Below are 22,952 nucleotides of genomic sequence, written 5' to 3'. Positions count from 1 at the left end.
GGGCCGCCGATGCATTTTCTAGACCAAGCAAAGATCTTCGTCCGGTCGGGCGCGGGTGGCCAGGGCGCCGTCAGCTTCCGCCGCGAAAAGTTCATGGAATATGGCGGCCCCGACGGCGGCAATGGCGGCAAGGGCGGCGACATCATTTTCGAGGCCGTCCCCGGTCTCAACACGCTGATCGACTTCCGCTACACGCAGCATTTCCGGGCCCCGCGCGGCCACGGCGGGTCGGGTTCGAATCGCACCGGCGCTGGCGGCGACGACCTCCTCATCCGCGTGCCCGTCGGCACGCAGGTGCTGAGCGAGGACAAGGAAGAGGTGCTCGCCGACTTCACCGTGCCGGGCGAGCGAGTCGTCTTCCTGCGCGGCGGCGATGGCGGGCGCGGCAACGCGACCTACAAAACCTCGACCAATCGCGCGCCACGCCAGCATGGCACCGGCTGGCCGTATGAAGAGATGTGGATCTGGCTCCGCCTGAAGCTGCTCGCCGATGCGGGTCTCGTCGGGCTGCCGAACGCCGGCAAGTCGACCTTCATCAACGCGGTGACCAACGCGCAGGCCAAGGTCGGCGCCTATCCCTTCACCACCGTGCGCCCGCAATTGGGCGTGGTGAGCCGCCACAATCGCGAATTCGTGATCGCCGACATTCCCGGCCTGATCGAGGGCGCGGCCGACGGCGCGGGGATCGGCGACCGCTTCCTCGGGCATATCGAGCGCTGCAAGGTGCTGCTCCACCTGGTCGATGCGACCGAGGAAGACCCTGTGGGTAACTACCGGATCGTGCGTGGAGAACTCGACGCGTACGGTGCGGGACTTGTGGATAAGCCGCAGGTGATCGGCCTCAACAAGATCGACGCCTTGGAACCCGCCGAGGTCAAGAAGCTCGTCACCAAGCTGAAGCGTGCGAGCAAGGCCGATGTCCTGCCGATGTCGGGCGCAGGCGGCACGGGTATCGAGGCGGTGGTCGAGCGGCTGATCGAGGAAATCGGCCCGCCCGAGGGCGCGCCCGCGCGTGACGATGACACGCCGGGGGAATGGTCGCCTGTTTGAACCGGGTGCGGGGTCTGGTATAAGACGACTATGGGCACGCAACCCGTCTACCCGCTGCTGACTGCCGAGCAATTCCTCGAGATCGACTTCGGCGATCAGAAGGCCGAACTCGACAACGGTGTGATCCGGATGATGGCGGGCGGGACAGCCCGTCATGCCCAGGTGCAAGTGAATATTGGCGCAGCACTTCGCGTGGGTTTGCGGGGCAGCGGGTGCAGCGCCTATGCATCGGACATGGCGGCGCGGACGCACGACAGGTCGGTGCGATATCCTGACGTAAGCGTCTATTGCGGACGAGGCGACCCATCCAACGACCGTGACACCGCCTTCGATGACCCGCGGGTGGTATTCGAAGTTCTGTCCGATGGAACGTCTCGGACAGATCTGCGCGTCAAGCTGAACGAATATATGGCGCTGCCGAGCATCGACACGATCGTGTTTGTCGACATCGGTGTCGAACGCCTGCGGATCGTTCAGCGGACAGGGCCAGGCGGGTGGAACGACGTGACCCATGACCTCGCGATCGACCTCCCGCTGCCCGCGCTCGGTCTGACGATCCCGCACGACGAGATCTTTGCGCGCGACTGAACGCGATTGGCGCGCGCGCCGCCACGCGCTAACGCAAGCGCAATGTCCGCTTTCTCCCCCACCTCCGCGCCGCGCCTGATCGTCAAGGTCGGCTCGTCGCTGCTCGTCGCGCCCGATGGCACGGTGCGGCGCGCTTGGCTCGCGAGCCTCGTCGCCGACATCGCCGCGCGCGCCCGCGCGGGGCAGGAGATCGCGGTGGTCTCCTCGGGCGCGATCGCGCTCGGTGCGCGGCGCTTGAAGCTCCCCAAGGGCGGTCGCGCCAGCCTCGAGGATGCACAGGCGGCCGCCGCAACCGGGCAGATCGCGCTGTCGCAGGTCTGGGCCGAACTGCTCGGCGCCGAGGGCCTGACCGCGGCGCAAATGCTCGTCACGCTCGACGATCTCGAGGATCGCCGCCGCTATCTCAATGCCTCGGCGACGCTCGGACGGTTGCTGTCGCTCGGCGTCGTGCCGGTGATCAACGAGAATGACAGCGTCGCCACCGCCGAGATCCGCTTCGGCGACAATGACCGGCTCGCCGCGCGCGTCGCGCAGGCGGCGGGCGCGCAGGGCGTGATCCTGCTGTCGGACATTGACGGGCTGTACGATGCCAACCCCAACACCAACCCGCACGCGATACTGATCCCGCGCGTCGAGCGGATCGACGCGCGGATCGAGTCGATGGCCGATGGCGGGTCGGGCTCGGGCATGGGGTCGGGCGGCATGGTCTCGAAGATCGCCGCGGCGCGGATCGCGACCGCGGCCGGCGCGCATCTCGCGATCGTGTCGGGGCATATCGACCATCCCCTCGCCGCCTATGACACGAGCGGGCGCGGCACGGTGTTCGTCGCGGAGAAAGCTGCACCTGCGCGCAAGGCGTGGCTCGCGGGCGGGCTGACGGCCAAGGGTGAAATCGTGATCGATGCCGGTGCCGCCGCCGCCCTGGTCGGCGGAAAGAGCTTGCTCGCGGCGGGCGCGACGACGGTGTCGGGCAGCTTCGCGCGCGGCGATCTGGTCACCGTGGTCGGCCCCGACGGGCGCACGCTCGCGCGCGGGTTGAGCGAATATGACATGGCCGACGCAGCCGCCATCACCGGCAAGCGCAGTGCCGAGCATGCCGCGATCCTCGGCTATGCCCCTCGCACGGCGCTGATCCATCGCAACCACATGGCGCTGCTGTGAGCCTTCGCGACTCGGCCGATATCGGCCAGGGAGACCCGATTTCGTGAGCGTCCTGGCCATCACCGGCGGCACCGGCTTCGTCGGATCGCACGCGATCACGCTTGCGCTCGCGGCGGGGCACGACGTCCGCGCGCTCACCCGCCGCCCGCAACCTCCGCGCGCGGGCGTGACCTGGATCGAAGGAGCGCTCGACACGCCCGATGCGCTCGACCGCCTCGTCATGGGGTCGGATGCGGTCGTCCACATCGCCGGCGTGGTCAACGCGCCTGACCGCGCCGGCTTCGCCGCGGGCAACATCGCCGGCACACAGGCGATGATCGACGCGGCGACACAGGCGGGCGTTCGCCGTTTCGTCCATGTCTCGTCGATCGCCGGGCGCGAACCCTTGTTGTCCAATTACGGCTGGTCGAAAGCCGAATCGGAACGCGTCCTCGCTGCCTCGACCCTCGACTGGGTGGTGGTCCGTCCGCCCGCGATCTACGGCCCGGGCGACATGGAAATGCGCGACCTGTTCCGCATGGCGTCACGCGGCATCGCCCTGCTGCCCCCGGGCGGCAGGACCTCATTGATCGCTGCGGACGATATCGCCGATCTGCTGATCGTGCTCGCCACGCATGCGACCCCACGGCTCATCATCGAGCCCGATGACGGCCGCCCGCACGGCTGGAGCCACGCCGAAATGGTCCGCGCAATGGGCATCGCTGCCGGACGCCGTAGCGTCATGCCGATCGCTTTGCCCAAGGCGGTCCTGATGCTCGGCGCGAAGATCGACGGCGCCTTGCGCGGCAAGGGCGCGAAGCTCACCTTGGACCGCGTCGGCTATCTGTCGCATCCGGACTGGGTCGCCGATCCTGCCAAACGCGCCGATCCCGCTTTGTGGCGCCCCAAGGTCGATACCGCCACCGGCTTTGCCGAGACGGTGGCATGGTATCGCGCGAGCGGCTTGCTATAGGCCTGCTGCAAAGCTGCCGTATTTATGCGGCATCGATGAGATGAGTTATCAAGGACCGACCATGAGCGACCGCCAGGCCATTTACGACACCGTCACGGCACAGATCGAACCCTTCAACAAAAAGGGCGTGACGCTGAGCGACGCGACGACCTTCCAGGGCGACCTCGAATGGGACAGCCTGACCGTGATGGATTTCGTCGCCGCGATCGAGGACGAATTCGAGATCATCATCACGATGAACATGCAGGCCGAGATCGAAACCGTCGGCCAGCTCGTCGATGCCGTTGCCAAGTTGAAGGGGTGATTCGATGACCGATGCCGGCCTTGTCGCAGAGAAGCTGCCCGTCGATCCCGTCGAGATCGCGCCGGAACGCGACCTGATGTCGAAATTCGACGCGCTGATCGCCGAACGCCAGGCGCTGATCGACACCGGCGTCACCGATCCGTTCGCGATCGTGATGGAGCTGGTGAAGTCGCCGACCGAGGCGGTGATCGCCGGCAAGGACACGATCCTGCTCGGCACCTACAATTACATGGGCATGACCTTCGACGCCGAGGTGATCCAGGCGGGTAAGGACGCGCTCGATCAGTTCGGTTCGGGCACCAACGGCAGCCGGATGCTCAACGGCACCTTCCGCGACCATATCGAGGTCGAAGACGCGCTGCGCGATTTCTACGACGTGTCGGGCGCGATCGTCTTCTCGACCGGGTACATGGCCAATCTCGGGATGATCTCGACGCTCGCCGGCAAGGGCGAGTACGTCATTCTCGACGCCGACAGCCACGCGTCGATCTATGACGGCTGCAAGCAGGGCAATGCCGAGATCGTCCGCTTCCGCCACAACGACGTCGCCGATCTCGACAAGCGCCTCGGGCGCCTGCCCAAGGACGCCGGCAAGCTCGTCATCCTCGAAGGCGTGTACTCGATGCTCGGCGATATCGCCCCGCTCAAGGAAATGGTCGCGGTCGCCAAGAAGCACGGCGCCATGGTGCTGAGCGACGAGGCGCACTCGATGGGCTTTTACGGCCCCAACGGTCGCGGCGTGTATGAGGACCAGGGCTGCGAGGCCGATGTCGATTTCATCATCGGCACTTTCTCCAAGTCGGTCGGCACGGTCGGCGGCTTCTGCGTGTCGAACCACCCCAAGTTCGAGGCGATCCGCCTCGCCTGCCGTCCGTACATCTTCACGGCATCGCTGCCGCCGTCGGTCGTCGCGACCGCAGCGACCTCGATCCGCAAATTGAAGCATGCGCACAAGAAGCGCGCGCAGTTGTGGGACAATGCGCGCTCGTTGCATGGCGGTCTCAAGGCGCTCGGCTTCCAGCTCGGCACCGAAAATCCCGACAGCGCGATTATCGCGATCATCCTCGACGATCAGGAACGCGCCGTCGCGATGTGGCAGGCGCTGCTCGACGGCGGGCTCTACGTCAACATGGCGCGCCCGCCGGCGACGCCTGCCGGCACCTTCCTGCTGCGCTGCTCGCTCTGCGCCGAGCATACGCCCGCACAGATCACCACCGTGCTCAAGATGTTCGAGGCAGCGGGCCGAAGCCTGGGTGTGATCGGCTGAACCCCCGCCCGAGCCTATCCACGAGTCTTGCCATAGGTTAGACTGGTCCGATGAGCGGGACAGCGGGCGAAGCGAGCGACGAGGATTCGTCGCGGTCGATCTGGCGCACCATCACGCTGGTGGTGGTGGCGGCGCTGGGCGTTTTCGTGCTCGTCGCGCTGATCCTGACGCTCGGCGATGCCAATCGCCAGCGCGACCGCGCGCTCAAACTTCAGACGCACAGCTACGAGGTGATGATCCTTTCCGCGAACGTGTCGGGAACGATCGCGCGCGCCGAGGCGTCGCTCGGGCGTTATGTCATCAGCGCGGATACCAATCTCGGACAGACCTATTCGGCCGATTGGCAATTGGCCGGGCAGCAACTGGCGCGGCTCGACCGGATCACGCGCGACAATCGCGAACAGCAAGCGCTGATCACCCCGCTGCGTCGCGCCTTCGATGCGCGCGGCGCCGAGCTGTCGACGATTGCGCTCAACACCTTCTACAAGCGCAACGGCCAGGCGATCCCGCTATATTACAGGGCGCGCCAGTCTGCATCGCTCACCGAGATCGACGATCTGCTCGACAAGATCGGGACGCAGGAGCGCGCGCTGCTGGCTGAGCGCACCGGCGACGCGATGCGATCGGTCGCGCGGTCGAGCGGACTTGCCAGCACGCTGTCGGTGCTCGGCATCCTGCTGCTTGTCGGCGCGGTGGCGCTCGGCTGGCTGACGGTCACCGCGCTCGGCCAGCGCGCAATCGCGCGCGACGAGGCCGATGCCGAGCGCGACCGCGCGATCGAACTCGAGGCGGCGGTCGAACGCGCGTCGGCGGTACTGCTCGCGCAGGAAAGCAAGCTGCGCCAAGTGCAGAAGATGGAAGCGGTGGGCCAGCTCACCGGCGGCATCGCGCATGATTTCAACAATATGCTGGCGGTCGTGCTCGGCGGACTCGAACTGGCCAAGCGCCAGCTCGGGGCCGATTCGAACGCTGCGCGCCGCCATATCGACAATGCCACCGAGGGCGCCAATCGCGCCGCCGCACTGACGCGCCAGTTGCTCGCTTTCTCGCGCGAGGAGGCGCTGCGCACCGAACCGATCGAGCCGGTCGCGTTGGTGCTCGGCATGTCGGACCTGCTCGACCGCACGCTCGGCGACGGGGTCTCGGTCGCGGTCGATGCCGCGCAGGACGCCGCCTGGCTGGTGCGCTCGGATCGGCACCAGCTCGAAAACGCCGTGCTCAACCTTGCGGTCAACGCGCGCGACGCGATGAACGGTCGCGGCACGCTGACGATCACCGCGGCGGGCGTTACGCTGACCGAGGGCGCAGTCGGAACGTGCCATGCCGGCGACTATGTCGCGCTGCGCGTCGCCGACACGGGCTGCGGGATGAGCGCCGATCTGCTCGAACGCGTGTTCGAGCCGTTCTTCACCACCAAGCCTGCCGGCAAGGGCACGGGGCTGGGCTTGAGCCAGGTCTTTGCCTTCGTGCGCCAGGCCGATGGCCAGGTCGGTCTCGAATCGGTCGTTGGGGAAGGGACGACCGTGACGATCTACCTCCCGCGCTATCACGCCGACGCGGCCGCCGCGCCGCGCCCGGAGGCCAAGCCCGTCGCCGCCGTCGAGCAGCCCGCGCTCGACATTCTGGTGGTCGAGGACGACCCTCGCGTGCTCGCCGCGACGATGGGCGCGCTCGAAGAACTCGGCCATCGCCCGATCGCGTGCGACGATCCGCTCGCCGCGCCGGCGATGCTCGCGCAAGCCGGGCATGTCGACCTGCTCGTTTCGGACGTGCTGATGCCGGGGCAGACCGGCCCAGAAATGGTCGCTGCGCTGCTGCCAAACCACGCCGAGCTCGCGATCCTGTTCGTCACCGGCTATGCTGGCGAAGCGGGCGGCGAGGCCGAGTTCGGCGGGCATCACGTGCTGCGCAAGCCCTTCACGCTCATCGCCCTCGAGCGCGCCGTCGCGGCGGCGATCACCGCGCGTCCTGCGCCCACGGCCGAGCGTGTCGCAGCAGAGTGATTTGGTAGCTGACGCGGCGACTGCGGCTCGATATAGCCGCGCGATGCGGGTGTTCCCTTCCCTCCGGCCAGAAGCCTTTCGCCCCAGCTCATGAAATCCATCGACCGCTATCTGGTGCGATTGATCGCGGTGCCGCTGTTTGCGACGCTGGTCATCTTCGCGATGCTGCTCGTGCTCGATCGCATGCTGCGGCTGTTCGATTTCGTCGCGACCGAGGGCGGCCCGGTAAGCGTGGTGTGGCGGATGCTCGCCAATCTGCTGCCCGAATATTTCGGGCTCGGTATCCCGGTCGGGCTGCTGCTCGGCACGCTGCTCGCGTTCCGCAAACTGGCGACCTCATCCGAGCTCGACGTGATGCGGGCGGTCGGGATGAGCTATCCGCGGATGTTGCGCGTCCCCTACATGTACGCGGTGGCGCTTTGCCTGCTGAATTTCGCGATCGTCGGCTTCGTCCAGCCCGACGCGCGGTACAATTACGAGAAGCTGCGCTTCGAGCTGCGCACCGGCGCGCTCGGCGCGTCGATCAAGGTTGGCGAATTCACACATTTCGGCAACGGCATGACGCTTCGGATTGAACAGAGCCATGACAATGGCCGCCGCCTGTCGGGGATATTCCTGCGCAAGGACGACAACAAAGGCGGCTCGATCGCGGTGACGGCGGAAACCGGCCAATTCTTCGCGACCGACAATCCCGATGAGATCATCTTCCGACTGACCAACGGGACGCTGGTCCGCACCGAGGCCAACGTGGCGACGCCGCGCGTGCTGCGCTTCAGCAGCAACGACCTGCCGATCCCGCTGCCCAAGACCGAGAATTTCCGTGTCCGCGGCGGCGAGAATCTCGAGCGCACGCTGCCCGAGCTCGCGCGAATCGGCAGTGACCGCAAGGCCGACAAGGAATTGCGCGACACCAGCCGCGCCGCCTTCCACTTCCGCACTGCCGAAGTGCTGTCGATCCTGCTGTTGCCGCTGCTCGCGCTCGCGCTCGGCATCCCGCCGAAGCGCTCGACCTCGGCGCTCGGCGTGTTCCTCGCGATCATCATGATCGTCGCCTATCACAAGGTGAACGAATATGCGCAGGCGGTCGGCGGGCTCGGCAAGATCGATCCGGTGCTGGCAATCTGGATCCCGTTCACGGTGTTTGCGGGGCTGACGCTGTGGATGTTCTACACGATCGCCTATGTCCCCGGCGGGCAACCGATCGGCGCGCTTGAACGCGTCTTCTCGAAGCTCGGCAAAGTCGTCCGCACGCTGCTCCCCGGTCGTCGCGATAAGGGCGCCAAGGCATGATCTCGTTCGAGCTGTTCCCGTCGCGCACCGTTTCGCTCTACATGGGCAAGATGTTCCTGATCCGCACCTTCGCGGTGCTGGCGATGTTCGTGCTCGTCCTCCAGGCGCTCGACCTGCTCAGCGAGAGCGGCCACATTCTCGCGTATGCCGGCAACGGCCAAGCCGAGATCACGCGCTACCTGACGCTGCGCATCCCAGAGATCATCGCGACCTTCCTGCCCTTCTCGGTGCTGCTCGGCACGATCATCACGCTGTCGACGCTCAACCAGAACAGCGAAGTCATCGCGCTGAAAGCATCGGGCCTGTCGGCGCACCAGATTCTCGCCCCCTTGCTCGTGGCAAGCCTTGGCGTCGCGATCATCTCGTTCAGCTTCAACGACCGCATCGTCAGCCGCGCGACCGCCACGCTGAATCAATGGCAGAAGGTCGATTACGGCCCGATGCCGATTGACCGCGGCGACCGCGCCAATGTCTGGGTGCGCGACGGCGACGATCTGATCCAAGTCGAGCAGGTGCGCGGGCATGGCGATGCCGCCAAGCTTGGCGGGATCACGCTGTTCGACCGCGAGGGCGGCAGCCTCGTCGCGGTCGTCTCGGCCAAGACGGGCGTGCGCGTGTCCGATGGCTGGAAGGTCGGCCCGGCGACGCGCTTCGACGTGGCAAGCGGCAAGCTGACCCGCCTTCCCTCGCTCGTCATCGGCCGCGACGTGCGGCCCGATCAGTTCACGCTCGCGACGATCGACGCCAACGGCCTGTCGTTCGGCGGCCTCCATGCCGCGATCGCCGATCTCAAGGCGGGTGGACGCCCGACCAAGGCGCTCGAGGGTGCGATGTGGCACAAGCTGTCGGGGCCGCTCTCGTCGATGCTGATGCCGCTTCTGGGAGCGGTTGCGGCGTTCGGACTGGCGCGCTCGGGCAAGCTGTTCGTCCGCGCGGTGATCGGGATGATGCTCGGCTTCTTCTACTTCGTCGCCGACAATTTCGCGCTGGCGATGGGAAATCTTGGCGCCTACCCGCCCTTCCTTGCGGCATGGGCGCCGTTTTTGCTGTTCCTGATGATCGGCGAAGCGGTGTTGATCCGGACCGAGGAATAGGCGCACACCGATTGCGGAGCACGACGAGACCCGGCGTTTCGGTCGCCGGTCGGCGTTTCAGGCGTGACCTGCCGCCTGCTGCCGCGGTCAGCCATGCCACGCGGCAGGATAGGTCGGTCGTGGGGCGCGGTAATCAGACCGCTTCAACCGTGTCAGACGCGCTATCGAGCGCTCCCCACCCCGCTCGCCTCGAGCCCGTTTAGCGGCTGCGCTGTCTGCAAGAACAGGGAATCGACACGCTCAGCCTGATCGTGCGTCAGATGCCTGAACGACACGGCGTATCAGGCGCGGCGTCCCATCGTGCTACGCACCAGCCGCGAGACCAGCCCCGGCAGGCCCTTATAGCTCGCCTTGTGATACGGCGACTCAGGCGCCAGCGCAGCCGACAGGCGACGATGCGCCTCGGCTAGCCCATGATAGGGCACACCGGGAATGAGATGATGCAGCGCATGATAGCGCAGGCCGACCGGGGCCCACAGCACCGGCAGCAAGGCAGGCGGCGGGACATTGACCGTGTCGAGATATTGCGCGGTGACGGTCATCGTCTCCCCTTCATTCTCCCACAGATGCGCGACCAGCGTGCGGACCTGATTGAGAACGTAGGTGACCGACAAGATGCCGCCGAAGATCAGAGCCTGGTGCAGCGGCAGCACCCCCGTCGCGATCACGCCGATCAGGACGATCGCCCACACGCTGCACGCGATTTCGAGCCGCGGCATCTGCTGTGCGATTTCGCCCTCGGGCATGCGCCGGCGGAACGACGGGTTGATCGACAGCGACGAATACCGCTCGATCAGCGTCCGGCGCAGCCCCGGCACGACCAGCGACAAGGGGCTCAGCACGCCGAAGCGGACCAGCAACGCGATCGGCGCGAGCAGTGCCGTCAGGATGAACACCGGCAGAGTCCACGGCTTCATCAGCGCAAGCGGCAGATATTCGGGATCCTCGACCGTGCCGTAGCGCGTGCGCGCATGGTGGAGGTTGTGCACGCCTTCATACATGAAGCTCGGCACCAGCAGCGGCACCCCTGCGATCATGTTCCAGCCGAGCCGGAAGCCCGGCACCGACGCATGGCGCATATGCGTGATTTCATGGATGAAGCTGCCCGCGCGGTACAAGGCAAGGATCGCGACCAAAGCCGCGACGAGCCCGATGCCAAGCGACAGGGTCGTCATCGCGATCGCCAACCCGGCATAACCGATCCCGGCCGAGAGCAGGAAGTCGGTCCAATAGACGAGCGGGCGCGGCGCGTTGAGATCGCGCGTCAACTCGGCCACCGTGCGCAGCATCGCGCGGTCGTCGGCGATGCTCGACAGCGCTACACGCGGGGCCACGGTTGGCGCCGCAGCGCGCAGGTCCAGGGAAATCGAAGCGTTCATGGAGGGAGCCATTGCAAGAAGATAGTGGCTAGATGGTGGCAAAACAGGGGGGAGCCGAGCGATTGCTTGACAGCGGCCCGCCGGACCGGGAAGGGCTCGGCGCGATCTCCTCAAGGTGAACCGCTCATGGCCCCTGCCCCGCTAACCATCCGGCCGATCGACAGCAAGGCCGATCGCAAGCGCTTCGTCGATCTGCCGTTCCGGCTTTACGCCAACGATCCCAATTGGGTGCCGCCGCTCAAGGGCGAGGCGCTCGGGCTGATCACGCCCGAGAAGAATGGCTGGTTCAGCCATGCGATCGCACAGCTTTTCCTCGCCGAGCGGGGCGGCAAGGTGGTTGGGCGGATCTCGGCGCATATCGACACGCTCGCGCTGACGATGGATCCGGCCAAGGGCTTCGGCCCGGGGTGCGGGCAATGGGGGCTGTTCGACGCCGAGGATTCGACGATCGCGGCGGCGCTGATCTCGGCGGCCGAGGGCTGGCTGCGCGAGCAGGGCATGACGCGTGCGCTTGGGCCGATCAGCATGTCGATCTGGGAAGAGCCGGGCCTGCTGGTCGAGGGCTTCGATCATCCCCCGACGATCATGATGGGCCACGCCAAACCCGAATATCGCGGCTGGATCGAGGCGGCGGGCTATCACAAGGTCAAGGAATTGCTGACCTACGACCTCGACATCACGAAGGACTTTCCTCCGCTGCTCCAGCGGATCATCGCGTCGGGCGAAAAGAACCCGCGGATCCGCATCCGCAACGTCGACAAGACCAAGTTCGAGGAAGAAGCCGCGATCATCCTCGCGATCCTCAACGATGCCTGGGCCGACAATTGGGGGTTCGTGCCGCTCACCCCCCCCGAGATCAAGGATGTCGGCGTCAAGCTCAAGCCGATCGTGTTCAACGATCTGATCCGCATCGCCGAGGTCGACGGGCGCCCCGTCGCGTTCATGATCGACCTTCCCGACCTCAACGAGCTGATCAAGCCGCTCAAGGGCAATCTGCTCCCCTTCGGCTGGGCCAAGATCCTGCTATGGCTGCGCAAGCCCAAGGTGCGCACGGTGCGCGTGCCGTTGATGGGCGTGCTCAAGGAGTTGCAGTCTTCCCGGCTCGCCAGCCAGCTCGCCTTCATGCTGATCCAGTACATCAAGGATGCCTCGGTCGAGCATTATGGCGCGACGCGTGGCGAGATCGGCTGGATCCTCGAAGACAATCAGGGGATGCGGTCGATCGCCGATGCGATCCAGTGCACGATCAACAAGCGCTACTGGATCTTCGAAAAGACGCTGTAACGTCGCGGTCGATGGCGCCGCGAGGCTCGCGGCGCCATCCGATCGGTCAGTCGTCCTTGGCAAGCGGATCGACCCCTTCGTCGGCAAGCCAGTCGGCGCGCGTCTTGCAGGTCCGGCGCGGAATGCGCGAACCGGTGACCTGATTGACGACGCAATAGCGCGTTACCCGTTGCGCCGTCGGGGCACGCGCGCCAGCCTCGATCAACTGCGACGTCGCGGCAGCAGCAGGGCGCGCCTCGCCGGCAGCGATGGGGGCAGTGGCGATGCTCAGGGCGCTGGTGGCGAGAAGCAAAAAGATTGTCATGGTCAGTCCTCCGCAAAGTTCGCGGGTTCCGCCATGCGGCCCGCAACTGTGCTACTGCACTAGTCATGCCAAACACTTAAACTACTGTATTTACCCCTTATTTTTCGATTATTTCTGCCAGATGAATGGCCTTCCGTACCAAGGTCAGGTGCATATTACCGATTCTCGGTGACGAACCTCAGCGGAGTATCGCCCAGGTGGGAGCATGATCACTTGCCTTCTCCCGCGCCCGATAGTCCTTGTCGACACCCGCATCGATCAGCCGATCGGCAGCCATCGGGCTAAGCAGGAGGTGATCGATGCGGAACCCAGCGTCGCGCTGCCATGCGCCCGCCTGATAGTCCCAGAAGGTCCACACGCCGCCGCCCGGGTGACGCGTGCGCAGCGCATCGGTCCACCCTTGCGCCACCAGCGTGCGGAAGCCAGCGCGGCTCTCGGGCTGCATCAGCGCATCGTCCTGCATCGCACGGACCGAATAGGTGTCATCGTCATTGGGAATGACGTTGTAATCGCCCGCGAGCACGACGGGCAGTTCCCCGGCAAGCAAGACGCGCGCACGCGCCGCAAGGCGATCTATCCAGCGCAGCTTGTAGTCGAATTTGGGCCCCGGCCGCGGGTTGCCGTTAGGGAGGTAGATCGAAGCGACCACCAGTCCGTCGACCTCGGCCTCGAGATAGCGGCTATGCTCATCCTCGGGCTCGCCCTCAAGGCCGCGCTGGCGCTCGACCGGGTCCTGGCCTTTCGCCAGGATGGCAACGCCGTTCCAGCTCTTCTGGCCGTGCCACACCACGCCGTAACCGGCGGTCCGAATGTCGGCCTCAGGAAAGGTCTCGTCGCTGGTCTTGAGTTCCTGCAGGCAGACGATGTCGGGCTGCTGCTCGGCGAGATATTCGAGCAGGCGCGGCAGCCGCGCCTTGATGCCGTTGATGTTGAAGGTAACGATCTTCACGTGATGCAGCCCCTTGGTTGGGGCCGGACGTTACACCGAGAAGCTGGAACCGCAACCGCAACCCGACGCGGCCTGCGGGTTGGTCACCTTGAACGCCGCGCCGCCGAGTTCCTCGACATAATCGACCGCAGCCCCGCGGACGAGATCGAGGCTGATCGAGTCGACGACCAGCCGCACGCCGTCCTGCTCGGCGACGGCATCGTCGGCATCGACCGAATCGGCAAAACCGAATTTGTACTGGAACCCCGAGCAGCCGCCGCCATCAACCGACAGGCGGAGAATCGGCGGCTTGCCTTGCTTGCCTGCGATCATCGCAACACGAGCGGCTGCGGAGGGCGTGAGCGCGATTTCTGGAGCGAGTGTGGCCATGCCGGTAAGATAAGCCTTTGCAGCGACAACGGCAACCAGCGCCGCGGTCAGTCCGCCGCGGCGGGCCCGCCGACCGAAACCGGGATCGTCGTGATCGACTTATCCTGCGCTGCGACCAGATAATCGGCGGTCTGCAGGAACGGCACGGGGTTGACCGCATGGCCGTCGATGCGGACCTCATAATGCAGATGCGGGCCGGTCGAGCGCCCGGTCGATCCCATCAGCGCGATCAGCTGACCGCGATGCACGCGCGTACCCGATTCGACCAGGATCTTGGAGAGATGGCCGTAGCGCGTCTGGATGCCCTTGCCATGATCGAGCTCGACCATGTTGCCATAGCCGCCTGCACGCTCGGCGCGATCAACCAGGCCGTCGGCAGTGGCATAGACCGGCGTGCCGACTGGCCCCGGAATATCGACGCCGGCATGCATCGCCGCGGTGCCGCGGAACGGATCGGAGCGGATGCCGTAATTGCTGGTGAAGTTGAGATGCGCGACGGGCTGCGCCGAGGGGATCGCGATGACGCCCTGCTGGAGCGTGTCGAGCTTCTTCCACGTCATGAACAGCGAACGGAATTGCGTGTCGCCGCGCAGATCGGCTTCGGTCGCGGCGCTGTCAGCGGCCTCGAACGGGCCACCCATCGCGGGCTGCCGTGCGACGATCCGCGCCGGGTTGAGACCCAGGCTGCGGACATGCGCGACCGCCTTGGCGAAGCGCTGATCGACAACGCGGCGCGCCTGCACCGCGACCGCGACCTGCTGCTGCTCGACCTTCTTCAGCGGAGCGACGACATCGGCGGCAAGCGCATCGGCCTTGGGGTCGATCGTCGGGGTCGGCTTGGTCAGCGCCGCGACATCGCCCTTGCCCGAGACGACCGCGACGAGCAGCGCCTGGCGCTGGTCGATCCGCGCGGCATGCGCCTGCGCGGCGGCCTTGATCGTTGCGACGTCGGCCTGCATCTTGCTGACGCGGACGCGCATCTGGGCGACCTTGGCTTCGGGCGAGAGCGGGGCATCGACGATCCCGCTCATCGCCGCCGCGCCGACCGCGGCCTGCGCCACGCCATAGGCCGAGAAGCAGAGCGTTACGCCCGCGACCCCGGCCATCATCGCCTGTGCGCGACCGCCCAGGCTGAAGCGCTTGAGATCACGTCCGTCATGGAAGATGAAATCGCGAGTCTTGAAATAGGCCTTCAGGCGCGACGCCAGTCGCACACCAGACTCGATCGAAATTCGGTTCATTGGACCCCGGCGATCAAATTGCGTTTGCCGGAGAATGCCAGCGCCCGCCCCACTTTCGATCCGGGTACAACCCCCTGCACCCGGACGGACAGTGTGTGGTCGATAGCGCGGCTGTCACGCAAGCGTTCGACAGGTCCGGAGCGGCCAAACGGCTGATCGCCACGGCGAACCGTTCATTGTACCGCAATTATACTGAGAGAATCGGCAGATGGGCCGGAACCTTCACGCGATCGCGCGAACGGCGTCGAGCACTTCGGCGACATGGCCGGGCACGCGCACCTTGCGCCAGGCGCGGACGAGCACGCCTTTGGCATCGAACAGGAAGGTCGCGCGCTCGATTCCCATATACGTCTTGCCGTACATCTGCTTCTCAACCCACACGCCGAACGCCTCGAGCACAACCGCGTCCTCGTCGCTCGCCAGCGGCACGCTCAGATCGTATTTGGCGATGAACTTCTGGTGTTTTGCGGGCGTATCGCGCGACACGCCGAGCAGCTCGGCGCCGAGCGCGTCGAAATCGGCGCGATGCGCGCTGAAATCCTGGGCTTCGCGCGTGCAGCCGCTCGTGTCGTCCTTGGGGTAGAAATACAGAATGAAGACCCGCCCGATCCGCTCGCGCAGGGCCGTCCGCGTTCCGTCGGGCAGGACGAGCTCGAGATCGGGGAGTGTGGCGCCTTGTTCGATCGTCGTCATCGCGTCGGTTCCTCCACCTGCTTGAGCCAGGCGGACACCTCCTGCCGCGTCGCCGCGAGCGAGGCAACCACCGCCGCCCAATCCGCCATGCCGAGCGCGTGCGCGACGAGCTCCTGCGTCGCCGGGCCCGGCGCGCTGGCATCGGGGGCGACCAGCCGCAGCGTGACGAGCAAGCGCGTCAGCAGATCGTGCGCCGGGAGCGCCGCGGGCGGCGCCAAACCCGCCGCGAGAAGCGCCGCGAGCGCGCGGCGCAGATTGGGATCGAGCCCCTGCCCGCATTGCAGCTGGACCATATGCACCGCGAATTCGAGATCGACGAGCCCGCCGGGCAGCAGCTTGGCATCGAGCGGCCCAAGCGGCGGCTTGTGCGCCGCCATGTCGGCGCGCATCTTCGTGCCCTCGGCGACGACGTCGCGCCTGGGCCGGTCGCCGCGCAGCACGGCGTCGATGATCGCCGCAACCGCCGCCTCGGCCTCCGCACTCCCGAACACACAACGCGCACGGGCGAGCGCCATATGCTCCCAGGTCCAGGCGCTTTCGCGCTGATAGCGGGCGAACCCGTCGAGCGAGACACTGAGCGGCCCTTGCGTGCCCGACGGCCGCAACCGCGTGTCGATCTCGTAGAGCGGTCCCGACGCCGTCGGCACCGACAGCGCGGCGCTGATTCGTTGCGCCAACCGATTGTAATAGAGCACCGCGCCGAGCGGCTTGGCGCCATCCGATTCGGCAAGATAGTCGCCGGTAAAGAGATAGATCAGGTCGAGATCGGACGCGTGGGTCAACGCCCCGCCCCCCATCCGGCCGAGCGCGAGGATGACCAGTTCGCTGCCCGGAACCCGGCCATGCACGCCAGCGAATTCGGCGATCGTCGCGGCGGCCAGCACGGTGATCGCCGCCTCGGCGACCCGCGCATAGCCGGCCGACACATCGAGCGGATCGGACACGCCGGCGATGATCTGCGTGCCGAGCGCAAAGCGCTTCTCGCCGACGACGCGGCGGACATGGTCGAGCTGAAGCTGATAATCGGCGCCGCCGCGCATCTCGTCAGCGAGCGTCGCACTGTCGCCGACCGGATCGAGCGCGGTCGCATCGATCAACCCGTCGATCAGTTCGGGCCGCCGCGCAAGGTCTTCGGCAAGCGTCTCGGCATGGCTCAGGATCAGGCCCAAGAGCCGCGCAAGCGCCGGTCGCGCCTCTAGCAGCCGGAAGAAATTGACCGCGCTCGACAGCCGCGCGAGCATCCGGTCGAGCCGCACGATCGCGCCCTGCGGATCGGGCGAGCCGCCGAGCGCGGCGATCAGCCCGGGCAACACCGCCTCGAGTGCTGCACGCGCGGCGGGACTGCGCAAAGCGGGATAGCTGCCGCCGCGCCATTGCTCGATTCGCTGTGCCGCAAGCTTGCTCTCGCCGCCGAACCCGGCCTCGATCAATTGCGTGTCGAGCCGGTCGGGCTCGAACGACAAGGCGTCGCCCTCATCGGGATCGAGCGCGTCGTAGCTGCGCGCGGTCGCCACCACTGCCGGGCGCAGCAGATCGAGCAACGCCCCCGCATCCGCCAGCCCGTGCAGCTTGGCCATGCCATCGAGCGCCTCGCCGGTCGGCAGCGCGTGCGTCTGACGATCCTCGATCATCTGGACGCGGTGTTCGATCGTGCGCAGCAGCGTGTAGGATTCGGACAGCGCATCGGCTTCGGCAGGATCGACCCATCCTGCCGCCGCCAGCGCGGCAAGCGCCTCGCGCGTGTTACCGAGGCGCAGTGCCGGATCGCGCCCGCCGTGAATCAGCTGGTGGATCTGCGCAAAGAACTCGACCTCGCGAATCCCGCCGCGTCCGCGTTTGAGATCGAAGCCCGGGCCGAACGCCTGACCCTGCGCATAATGATCGCGGATCCTTCGCGAAATACCGCGAATCTCGCCGATCGCGCCGAAATCGAGCGCGCGGCGCCACACGAACGGCTGCACCGCGCCAAGAAACCGCTCGCCCAGCGCGACGTCCCCCGCCGCTGCCCGTGCGCGGATGAAGGCGGCCCGCTCCCACGGCAGCGCGAGCGATTCGTAATAGGAAATCGCCGCATCGACCGAGAGCGCGATCGGCGTGATTTCAGGTGACGGGCGCAGCCGCAGATCGACCCGCAATACATAGCCGTCGCCATCGCGGGCCTGCAGGATCTCGACGACGCGCTTGGCGATCCGCACCGCGGCTTCCTCGGGTGCCTCGCGCGGGCGGTGCGGCAGCGTCGCGGGGTCGAACAGCAGGATCGGATCGATATCGGAGGAATAATTGAGTTCGCGGCTGCCCTGCTTGCCGAGCGCGATCGCAGTAAAGCCAAGCGGCGCGGCGCCCGGCGTGCGCTCCGCGATCGCGGTGACGATCGCAGTGTGGAGCGCCCGATCGGCAAAGTCCGATAGCGCGCGCGTCACAGCGGTCAGATCCTCGCGTCCCGACAGATCGCCGATCGCGACACGCAGCGCGAGCCGCCGTCGCTCGATCCTCAGCCGACGCGCGGGCGGCACCGTCGCATCCTCGATCGCGAGCGTGGACAGCGTTGGCAGCACGCCCGCCGCGAGCTGCTGCGCCAAGTCCGGCTCCCGTTCGAGCAATAGCGCAAGAAATGGCGACCATTGCCGGGCGCGTTCGACCGCCGCGACAACATCTTGATCGGGAAGAGGCTTTTTCATCGGTGCGATCATGTTTGGACCAACCTGGGCCAAATGACACGCAACTAACGCAGACCTCGACCGTTGTTAATATATGTCAATACCGCTTGCCTTGATCGGAGACCCGATGCCAGCCGCTGCCTACGCCGTCGCGGCGCCGAACCGCTCGGATGTCCTGTCGGCAACATTGCGGTCGGCCTATGCAGGCACTCCCGAAACCAGTGGCACGTTCGCCGACATGATCGAGATCCTCAACACGATCGACGTGATCACGCCGCAGCGTTGAACGACACCCGTGTAGCAGCGCTCAGCGCCGCTCGCGGCTCAACTCGTCGACTTCACCCATGATCGTGTCGAGCGCCGACATGCCGGGTTCGTTGCTGTGCGTGCGGCGCGACGCGAGCGAATTGTCGTTCATCACCGCTTCGAGCGCAACGCGCCCGCGCGCGACACGGCTCTTGATCGTGCCCACTGCGACACCACAGATTTCGGCGGCTTCCTCATAGGCGAAGCCGCCCGCGCCGACGAGAATCAAGGCCTCGCGCTGCGGCTGCGGCAGATGCAGCAGCGCACGCTGCATGTCACCCAGCTCCACATGCTTATCCTGGCTCGCTGGCGCAGCAAGGATCCGGTCCGCGACCAGATCATCCCACTCGCCCTTGAAGCGCGACCGCCGCATCTGGCTCAGATACAGGTTGCGCAGGATGATGAAGGTCCAGGCGCGCATGTTGGTCCCAGCCTGGAAGCGCAACCGCGCCGCCCATGCCTTCATCAGCGTTTCCTGGACGAGGTCGTCCGCAAGATCGCGATTGCCCGACAGCGATCGACCGAAAGCCCGCAGGTGCGGGATGACTTGCGCAAGCTGCGCCTTGAACTCGGGGTCGGAGAGCGAGACATGCTCTACAACGGCCTCGGGAGCGTCATCTTCATCGTGATCGATCGCGTCGGTCATGTGATCCAGTCTCGGCTATGCGAAGCACAAATGGGGGCGCGGGACAGCAATGTCCAACGCGCGCGGCTAAGCGCTTCTATCGTTGAGAAAAAAGCAACAACACCGCGAAGATCACGATGATCAGGCCCAGCGAAATCCCCAGCACGTACCGCGTGACATGGGGGGTCGAGCCGGCGCGGGCGTCTTGCTTGCTCAGCTCGATCTGTTCGTCGTCGGCCATCCGCGCCCCCTGTCGTTGAGGTTCCGTATCGTATGGAACCCAACACCCAGGGGCGCGAATCGGTTCCGTTAGACGACGGGAACGGTCGCCTGGTCGAAGAACAGCGCCTGCGCGATCGCTGCCTTGACGGTCGAGCGCTGGAACGGCTTGGTGATCAAGAAGGTCGGCTCGGGCCGTTCGCCGGTGAGCAGTCGCTCGGGGAAGGCGGTGATGAAGATCACCGGGACCTCGAATTCGGCGAGGATGTCCTTCACCGCATCGATTCCCGAACTGTCGTCTGCCAACTGGATGTCGGCAAGCACCAGACCGGGACGATCCTCCATCGCCAGGGCGACGGCTTCGTCCCGCGTCACGGCGACGCCGGTCACGTCATGGCCGAGATCGCGCACGATCGTCTCGATATCCATCGCGATGATCGGCTCGTCCTCGATGATCAGCACGCGTGCGCGGGTCTGCTTCTCGATCTCGGCGAGTGCCTCGGTCACCAGCGTTTCGAATTCGCTGGTATCGACATCGATCAGATACGCCGCGTCCTCGGGCGTGAAGCCTTCCATCGCAGTGAGCAGCAACGCCTGACGCGACAGGGGCGTCATCCGCGCGAGCCGCGCGCGCGCAATCGATTCCTGACCGTCGAGGTCCCCCGCGCTCATATTCTCGGGCGTCTCGTCGTAATTGGTCGAGGTCCAGATCGCCTGGAACATGCGGTAGAGCCCCAGGCGCGGATCGACTTCGCGTGGAAATTCGTCGGGAGCGGCAACGATCGCTTCGAGCGTCGCGCGTACATACCGGTCGCCATGCGTCTGGCTCCCGGTCAGCGCGCGGCCGTAGCGGCGCAGGAACGGAAGATGGGGGGCAAGCTGCTGTCCTAGCGACATGACTGTCGGGGTCTCCCTGAGGTAATGAGCGGAGGACCTTGTGGAAGCGGCCCCCTGGCAATGCAACGCGTTTTCGTACCCAAAAAAACCGGAATTTAAATCGCGTCGGGTCCGGAACCAACGAAGCTGTATTTGGTTTCATGCTGCAACATCGATCGTTGCGATTGTCCGACAGTCGCTCTACGAGCCGCTTGTTACGGTACCACATCAACTCTACCGGGTCATCCGGTGACCCAGGGGGACTGCATTGCGTTCGGGCGACGAATCTTCAAAGAAGCCGGTTGCGGCGCGTGCGTCGAACCCTGGTGCGAAGGTTCAGAGCAAGGACCGCGATATGGGCGCGGCGTTGCGGACGGTGTATCAACGCACCGTCGAAGAAACGATTCCGCCCGAGATGCTCGACCTTCTGGGCAAATTAGACTGAGCGTTGCATGACGGACATCGCTGGCGACACCGCCCCCCCTCTTGAGTCCGGGCGGCACGGCGGCGTGTTCGACCGGATCCCGACCGGTGCCAAGGTTTTCCTGATCCTTGGCATCTGCTTGCTGCCGCTCGCGATCATCGCATTCTTCGCCACAGTTCGAACCGCACAGCTCGCCGACGAGGCGAGGCGTGCGCAAATGCAGGTCAACGCCACCGAAAGCGCGCGAAAACTTGCGATCGAGCTGGTCGGCGACATGACCGCGCTGCGGGTTTCGCTCAACGCGCTCGAGATCGATCCCGGCGACGCGCCAAGTTGCGCGCGCGCGCAGGGCGTGTTCGCGCCTCAGACTGCGAACGGGACGCGGTTCGTCATCACCGATGCAAGCGGGCGCGTGATTTGTGGCGAGGCGCTGCCGCGCGCAACAGCGCCCAGCGTATCGCAGCCCGGCACCGCGATCTCCGCGCGGCTCATTCCGGAGCAGGGCCTGACGCTTTCCACGACGAGCACCACCGGGCATACGCATGCCGCCGCCTTCTTCCCGACGCGCGTGCTCGCCACGACCGCGTCGCCGACCAACGCACCACAACCGTACGAAGCGCAGCTGGTGCTGGACCGCGACTCGCTGCTGCTCCACGCCCTGCCGCCGCGGACTGCACTGGAACGCCGTTCGACGATCAACACCGTTATCGGCATCGGGGCGTTGACGCTGACGACCGAAGTCCAGAGCGCGCCAATCACCTCACCGGTGCTCGTCGCCTTGTTGCTGCCGATCATCATGTGGGCCGCCGCCGCCGGGATCAGCTGGTTCGTCGTCGATCGGCTGCTGATCCGCTCGTTGCGGCAGCTGCGCACCCGCGTCGCCAACTTCGTGCCGGGCGAGGAGATCGATCCCGGCACGATGCAGGCGCTGCCCGCGCAGGAAATCCGCGAACTTGGCGAGACCTTCCGTACGATCAGCCGAACCGTCGCAGAGCACGAAGCCGGGCTCGCTGAGGGGCTGGTGCGCCAGACCAAGCTGACGCGCGAGGTGCACCATCGCGTCAAGAACAATCTTCAGGTCATCTCGAGCCTGATCAACTTCCACGCCCGCGCTGCGCGCAGCATCGAGGCGACGCAGGCCTATGCCTCGATCCAGCGCCGCGTCGACGCCCTTGCCGTCGTGCATCGCAACCATTTCGCCGAGCTCGAGGAAAATCGCGGGCTATCGCTCCGCTCGGTGTTGGGCGAACTGGCGGCAAACATCCGGGCGACCGCACCCGAGGATGCGCCGATCGCGATTCAGCTCGATATCGCACCCTATCTTGCCAATCAGGACGTCGCGATCGCGATCGCCTTTTTGATTACCGAAATCGTCGAACTGGCGATGACGGTAAGCCCGACCGCCAATCTGCGCATCTCGATCGCCGCCGCCGACGTTCCCGATCGTGCCGTGCTGCGCATCAATTCGCCCGCGCTGGTCGATAACGACCGGATCCGCGCGCTGATCGCCGAGCGCTATGGCCGCGTCATCGAGGGGCTGTCGCGCCAGTTGCGCTCGAAGCTGCATTACGACCCGATGGTCGGCGCCTATGAAATCGCGGTCGCGGTGACCGGGCGGGATTGATCCGCCGCGACCCCCAGAAAAAATGCAATGTCGGCGTTTTTTTCTGGGAACCGATTATCGCGAAGGCCGTTTTGATATTCGGATAGCGAATTTATGCCCCCCCCCCCGCTCTCGCTATCCAAGACATGGGCCCGGACGCGCTACCCTCCCCCCCGGTGGCGTTTCCGGGCCCAATTACTTTCCCGCATATTTGCTGTTGAAACATCCGCCCTGCCCGTTCGGGTTGCGGAACGATTTTACAGGTCGATCATTGGATCGCTTGAGGCAGCCGGCTCATGGCCGGGCCCGGCATC

At 65.9% G+C, this 22,952-nt stretch carries 23 protein-coding genes; 13 read left to right on the top strand and 10 right to left on the bottom strand.

Features of this window, described 5'->3' with window-relative positions; translation table 11 throughout:
• Positions 1-9: 9 nt before the first annotated feature.
• The 9 genes from obgE (at position 10) to lptG (ending at position 9,709) form a co-directional block, all read left to right on the top strand.
• The gene (gene obgE / locus ACVWYO_RS14220) at positions 10-1,050 is read left to right on the top strand and encodes a GTPase ObgE (RefSeq protein WP_457351831.1); all 1,041 of its coding nucleotides are present in this window, start codon (positions 10-12) and stop codon (positions 1,048-1,050) included.
• 30 nt (positions 1,051-1,080) lie between these two features.
• Entirely contained in the window at positions 1,081-1,638 is a 558-nt protein-coding gene (locus ACVWYO_RS14215) for a Uma2 family endonuclease (protein WP_457351829.1), read from the top strand.
• Positions 1,639-1,680: 42 nt separating this feature from the next.
• Positions 1,681-2,799: a glutamate 5-kinase gene (gene proB, locus ACVWYO_RS14210; RefSeq protein ID WP_457351827.1), complete on the top strand. Its 1,119-nt coding sequence runs from the start codon at positions 1,681-1,683 to the stop codon at positions 2,797-2,799.
• A gap of 43 nt (positions 2,800-2,842) precedes the next feature.
• Entirely contained in the window at positions 2,843-3,751 is a 909-nt protein-coding gene (locus tag ACVWYO_RS14205) for an NAD-dependent epimerase/dehydratase family protein (protein ID WP_457351825.1), read from the top strand.
• A 61-nt stretch (positions 3,752-3,812) separates the two neighbouring features.
• Positions 3,813-4,055: an acyl carrier protein gene (locus ACVWYO_RS14200; RefSeq protein WP_140850099.1), complete on the top strand. Its 243-nt coding sequence runs from the start codon at positions 3,813-3,815 to the stop codon at positions 4,053-4,055.
• Between the two features lie 4 nt (positions 4,056-4,059).
• On the top strand, positions 4,060-5,322 hold the full coding sequence (gene spt / locus ACVWYO_RS14195; RefSeq protein WP_457351822.1) for a serine palmitoyltransferase: 1,263 nt from the start codon (positions 4,060-4,062) through the stop codon (positions 5,320-5,322).
• Positions 5,323-5,372: 50 nt separating this feature from the next.
• On the top strand, positions 5,373-7,325 hold the full coding sequence (locus ACVWYO_RS14190) for an ATP-binding protein (RefSeq protein ID WP_457351820.1): 1,953 nt from the start codon (positions 5,373-5,375) through the stop codon (positions 7,323-7,325).
• Positions 7,326-7,415: 90 nt separating this feature from the next.
• A complete protein-coding gene (lptF, locus tag ACVWYO_RS14185) occupies positions 7,416-8,615 on the top strand; it encodes an LPS export ABC transporter permease LptF (protein WP_457351818.1) in 1,200 nt (399 codons plus the stop codon).
• On the top strand, positions 8,612-9,709 hold the full coding sequence (lptG, locus tag ACVWYO_RS14180; RefSeq protein WP_457351816.1) for an LPS export ABC transporter permease LptG: 1,098 nt from the start codon (positions 8,612-8,614) through the stop codon (positions 9,707-9,709). The genes lptF and lptG overlap by 4 nt, the downstream gene beginning before the upstream one ends.
• Before the next feature lie 281 nt (positions 9,710-9,990).
• Here lptG and ACVWYO_RS14175 read toward each other — a convergent pair whose 3' ends face one another.
• Positions 9,991-11,088: a fatty acid desaturase family protein gene (locus ACVWYO_RS14175; protein WP_457351814.1), complete on the bottom strand. Its 1,098-nt coding sequence runs from the start codon at positions 11,086-11,088 to the stop codon at positions 9,991-9,993.
• A gap of 126 nt (positions 11,089-11,214) precedes the next feature.
• On the opposite strand from ACVWYO_RS14175, the gene ACVWYO_RS14170 reads away from it, so the two are divergent.
• Entirely contained in the window at positions 11,215-12,372 is a 1,158-nt protein-coding gene (locus tag ACVWYO_RS14170) for an N-acetyltransferase (RefSeq protein WP_457351812.1), read from the top strand.
• Between the two features lie 46 nt (positions 12,373-12,418).
• Here ACVWYO_RS14170 and ACVWYO_RS14165 read toward each other — a convergent pair whose 3' ends face one another.
• The 6 genes from ACVWYO_RS14165 to ACVWYO_RS14140 all read right to left on the bottom strand — a co-directional run bounded on the left by ACVWYO_RS14165 (position 12,419) and on the right by ACVWYO_RS14140 (position 18,606).
• Positions 12,419-12,676, bottom strand: coding sequence for a hypothetical protein (locus tag ACVWYO_RS14165; RefSeq protein WP_457351810.1), 258 nt, complete (start codon positions 12,674-12,676; stop codon positions 12,419-12,421).
• 178 nt (positions 12,677-12,854) lie between these two features.
• Positions 12,855-13,625 (bottom strand): exodeoxyribonuclease III, encoded by a 771-nt coding sequence (gene xth / locus ACVWYO_RS14160; protein ID WP_457351808.1) that lies wholly within the window; start codon positions 13,623-13,625, stop codon positions 12,855-12,857.
• 30 nt (positions 13,626-13,655) lie between these two features.
• On the bottom strand, positions 13,656-13,994 hold the full coding sequence (gene erpA / locus ACVWYO_RS14155; RefSeq protein ID WP_133189958.1) for an iron-sulfur cluster insertion protein ErpA: 339 nt from the start codon (positions 13,992-13,994) through the stop codon (positions 13,656-13,658).
• A 47-nt stretch (positions 13,995-14,041) separates the two neighbouring features.
• On the bottom strand, positions 14,042-15,235 hold the full coding sequence (locus tag ACVWYO_RS14150; protein WP_457351805.1) for a M23 family metallopeptidase: 1,194 nt from the start codon (positions 15,233-15,235) through the stop codon (positions 14,042-14,044).
• Between the two features lie 222 nt (positions 15,236-15,457).
• Entirely contained in the window at positions 15,458-15,928 is a 471-nt protein-coding gene (locus ACVWYO_RS14145; protein WP_457351803.1) for a peroxiredoxin, read from the bottom strand.
• Complete coding sequence (locus ACVWYO_RS14140; protein WP_457351801.1) at positions 15,925-18,606, bottom strand: [protein-PII] uridylyltransferase family protein; 2,682 nt, start codon at positions 18,604-18,606, stop codon at positions 15,925-15,927. Before ACVWYO_RS14140 ends, ACVWYO_RS14145 begins: the two co-directional genes overlap by 4 nt.
• A gap of 106 nt (positions 18,607-18,712) precedes the next feature.
• On the opposite strand from ACVWYO_RS14140, the gene ACVWYO_RS14135 reads away from it, so the two are divergent.
• Positions 18,713-18,871 (top strand): hypothetical protein, encoded by a 159-nt coding sequence (locus ACVWYO_RS14135; protein WP_457351799.1) that lies wholly within the window; start codon positions 18,713-18,715, stop codon positions 18,869-18,871.
• Between the two features lie 21 nt (positions 18,872-18,892).
• Here ACVWYO_RS14135 and ACVWYO_RS14130 read toward each other — a convergent pair whose 3' ends face one another.
• From ACVWYO_RS14130 to ACVWYO_RS14120, 3 genes are all read right to left on the bottom strand, one after another.
• Complete coding sequence (locus ACVWYO_RS14130) at positions 18,893-19,537, bottom strand: sigma-70 family RNA polymerase sigma factor (RefSeq protein WP_457351797.1); 645 nt, start codon at positions 19,535-19,537, stop codon at positions 18,893-18,895.
• A 76-nt stretch (positions 19,538-19,613) separates the two neighbouring features.
• A complete protein-coding gene (locus ACVWYO_RS14125) occupies positions 19,614-19,757 on the bottom strand; it encodes a hypothetical protein (RefSeq protein WP_170208011.1) in 144 nt (47 codons plus the stop codon).
• A 68-nt stretch (positions 19,758-19,825) separates the two neighbouring features.
• The gene (locus tag ACVWYO_RS14120; protein WP_457351795.1) at positions 19,826-20,632 is read right to left on the bottom strand and encodes a response regulator; all 807 of its coding nucleotides are present in this window, start codon (positions 20,630-20,632) and stop codon (positions 19,826-19,828) included.
• 247 nt (positions 20,633-20,879) lie between these two features.
• Between ACVWYO_RS14120 and ACVWYO_RS14115 the strand changes: the two genes are divergently transcribed.
• Both ACVWYO_RS14115 and ACVWYO_RS14110 read left to right on the top strand, forming a co-directional pair.
• Positions 20,880-21,056, top strand: coding sequence for a NepR family anti-sigma factor (locus ACVWYO_RS14115; protein WP_229839242.1), 177 nt, complete (start codon positions 20,880-20,882; stop codon positions 21,054-21,056).
• Positions 21,057-21,063: 7 nt separating this feature from the next.
• Complete coding sequence (locus ACVWYO_RS14110) at positions 21,064-22,659, top strand: sensor histidine kinase (RefSeq protein WP_457351792.1); 1,596 nt, start codon at positions 21,064-21,066, stop codon at positions 22,657-22,659.
• Positions 22,660-22,952 lie beyond the last annotated feature (293 nt).

The sequence above is a fragment of the Sphingomonas sp. UYP23 genome (genome assembly GCF_054059235.1).
Note: the sequence above shows the minus strand (reverse complement) of the source record. Positions and strands in the feature narration are given on the sequence as shown.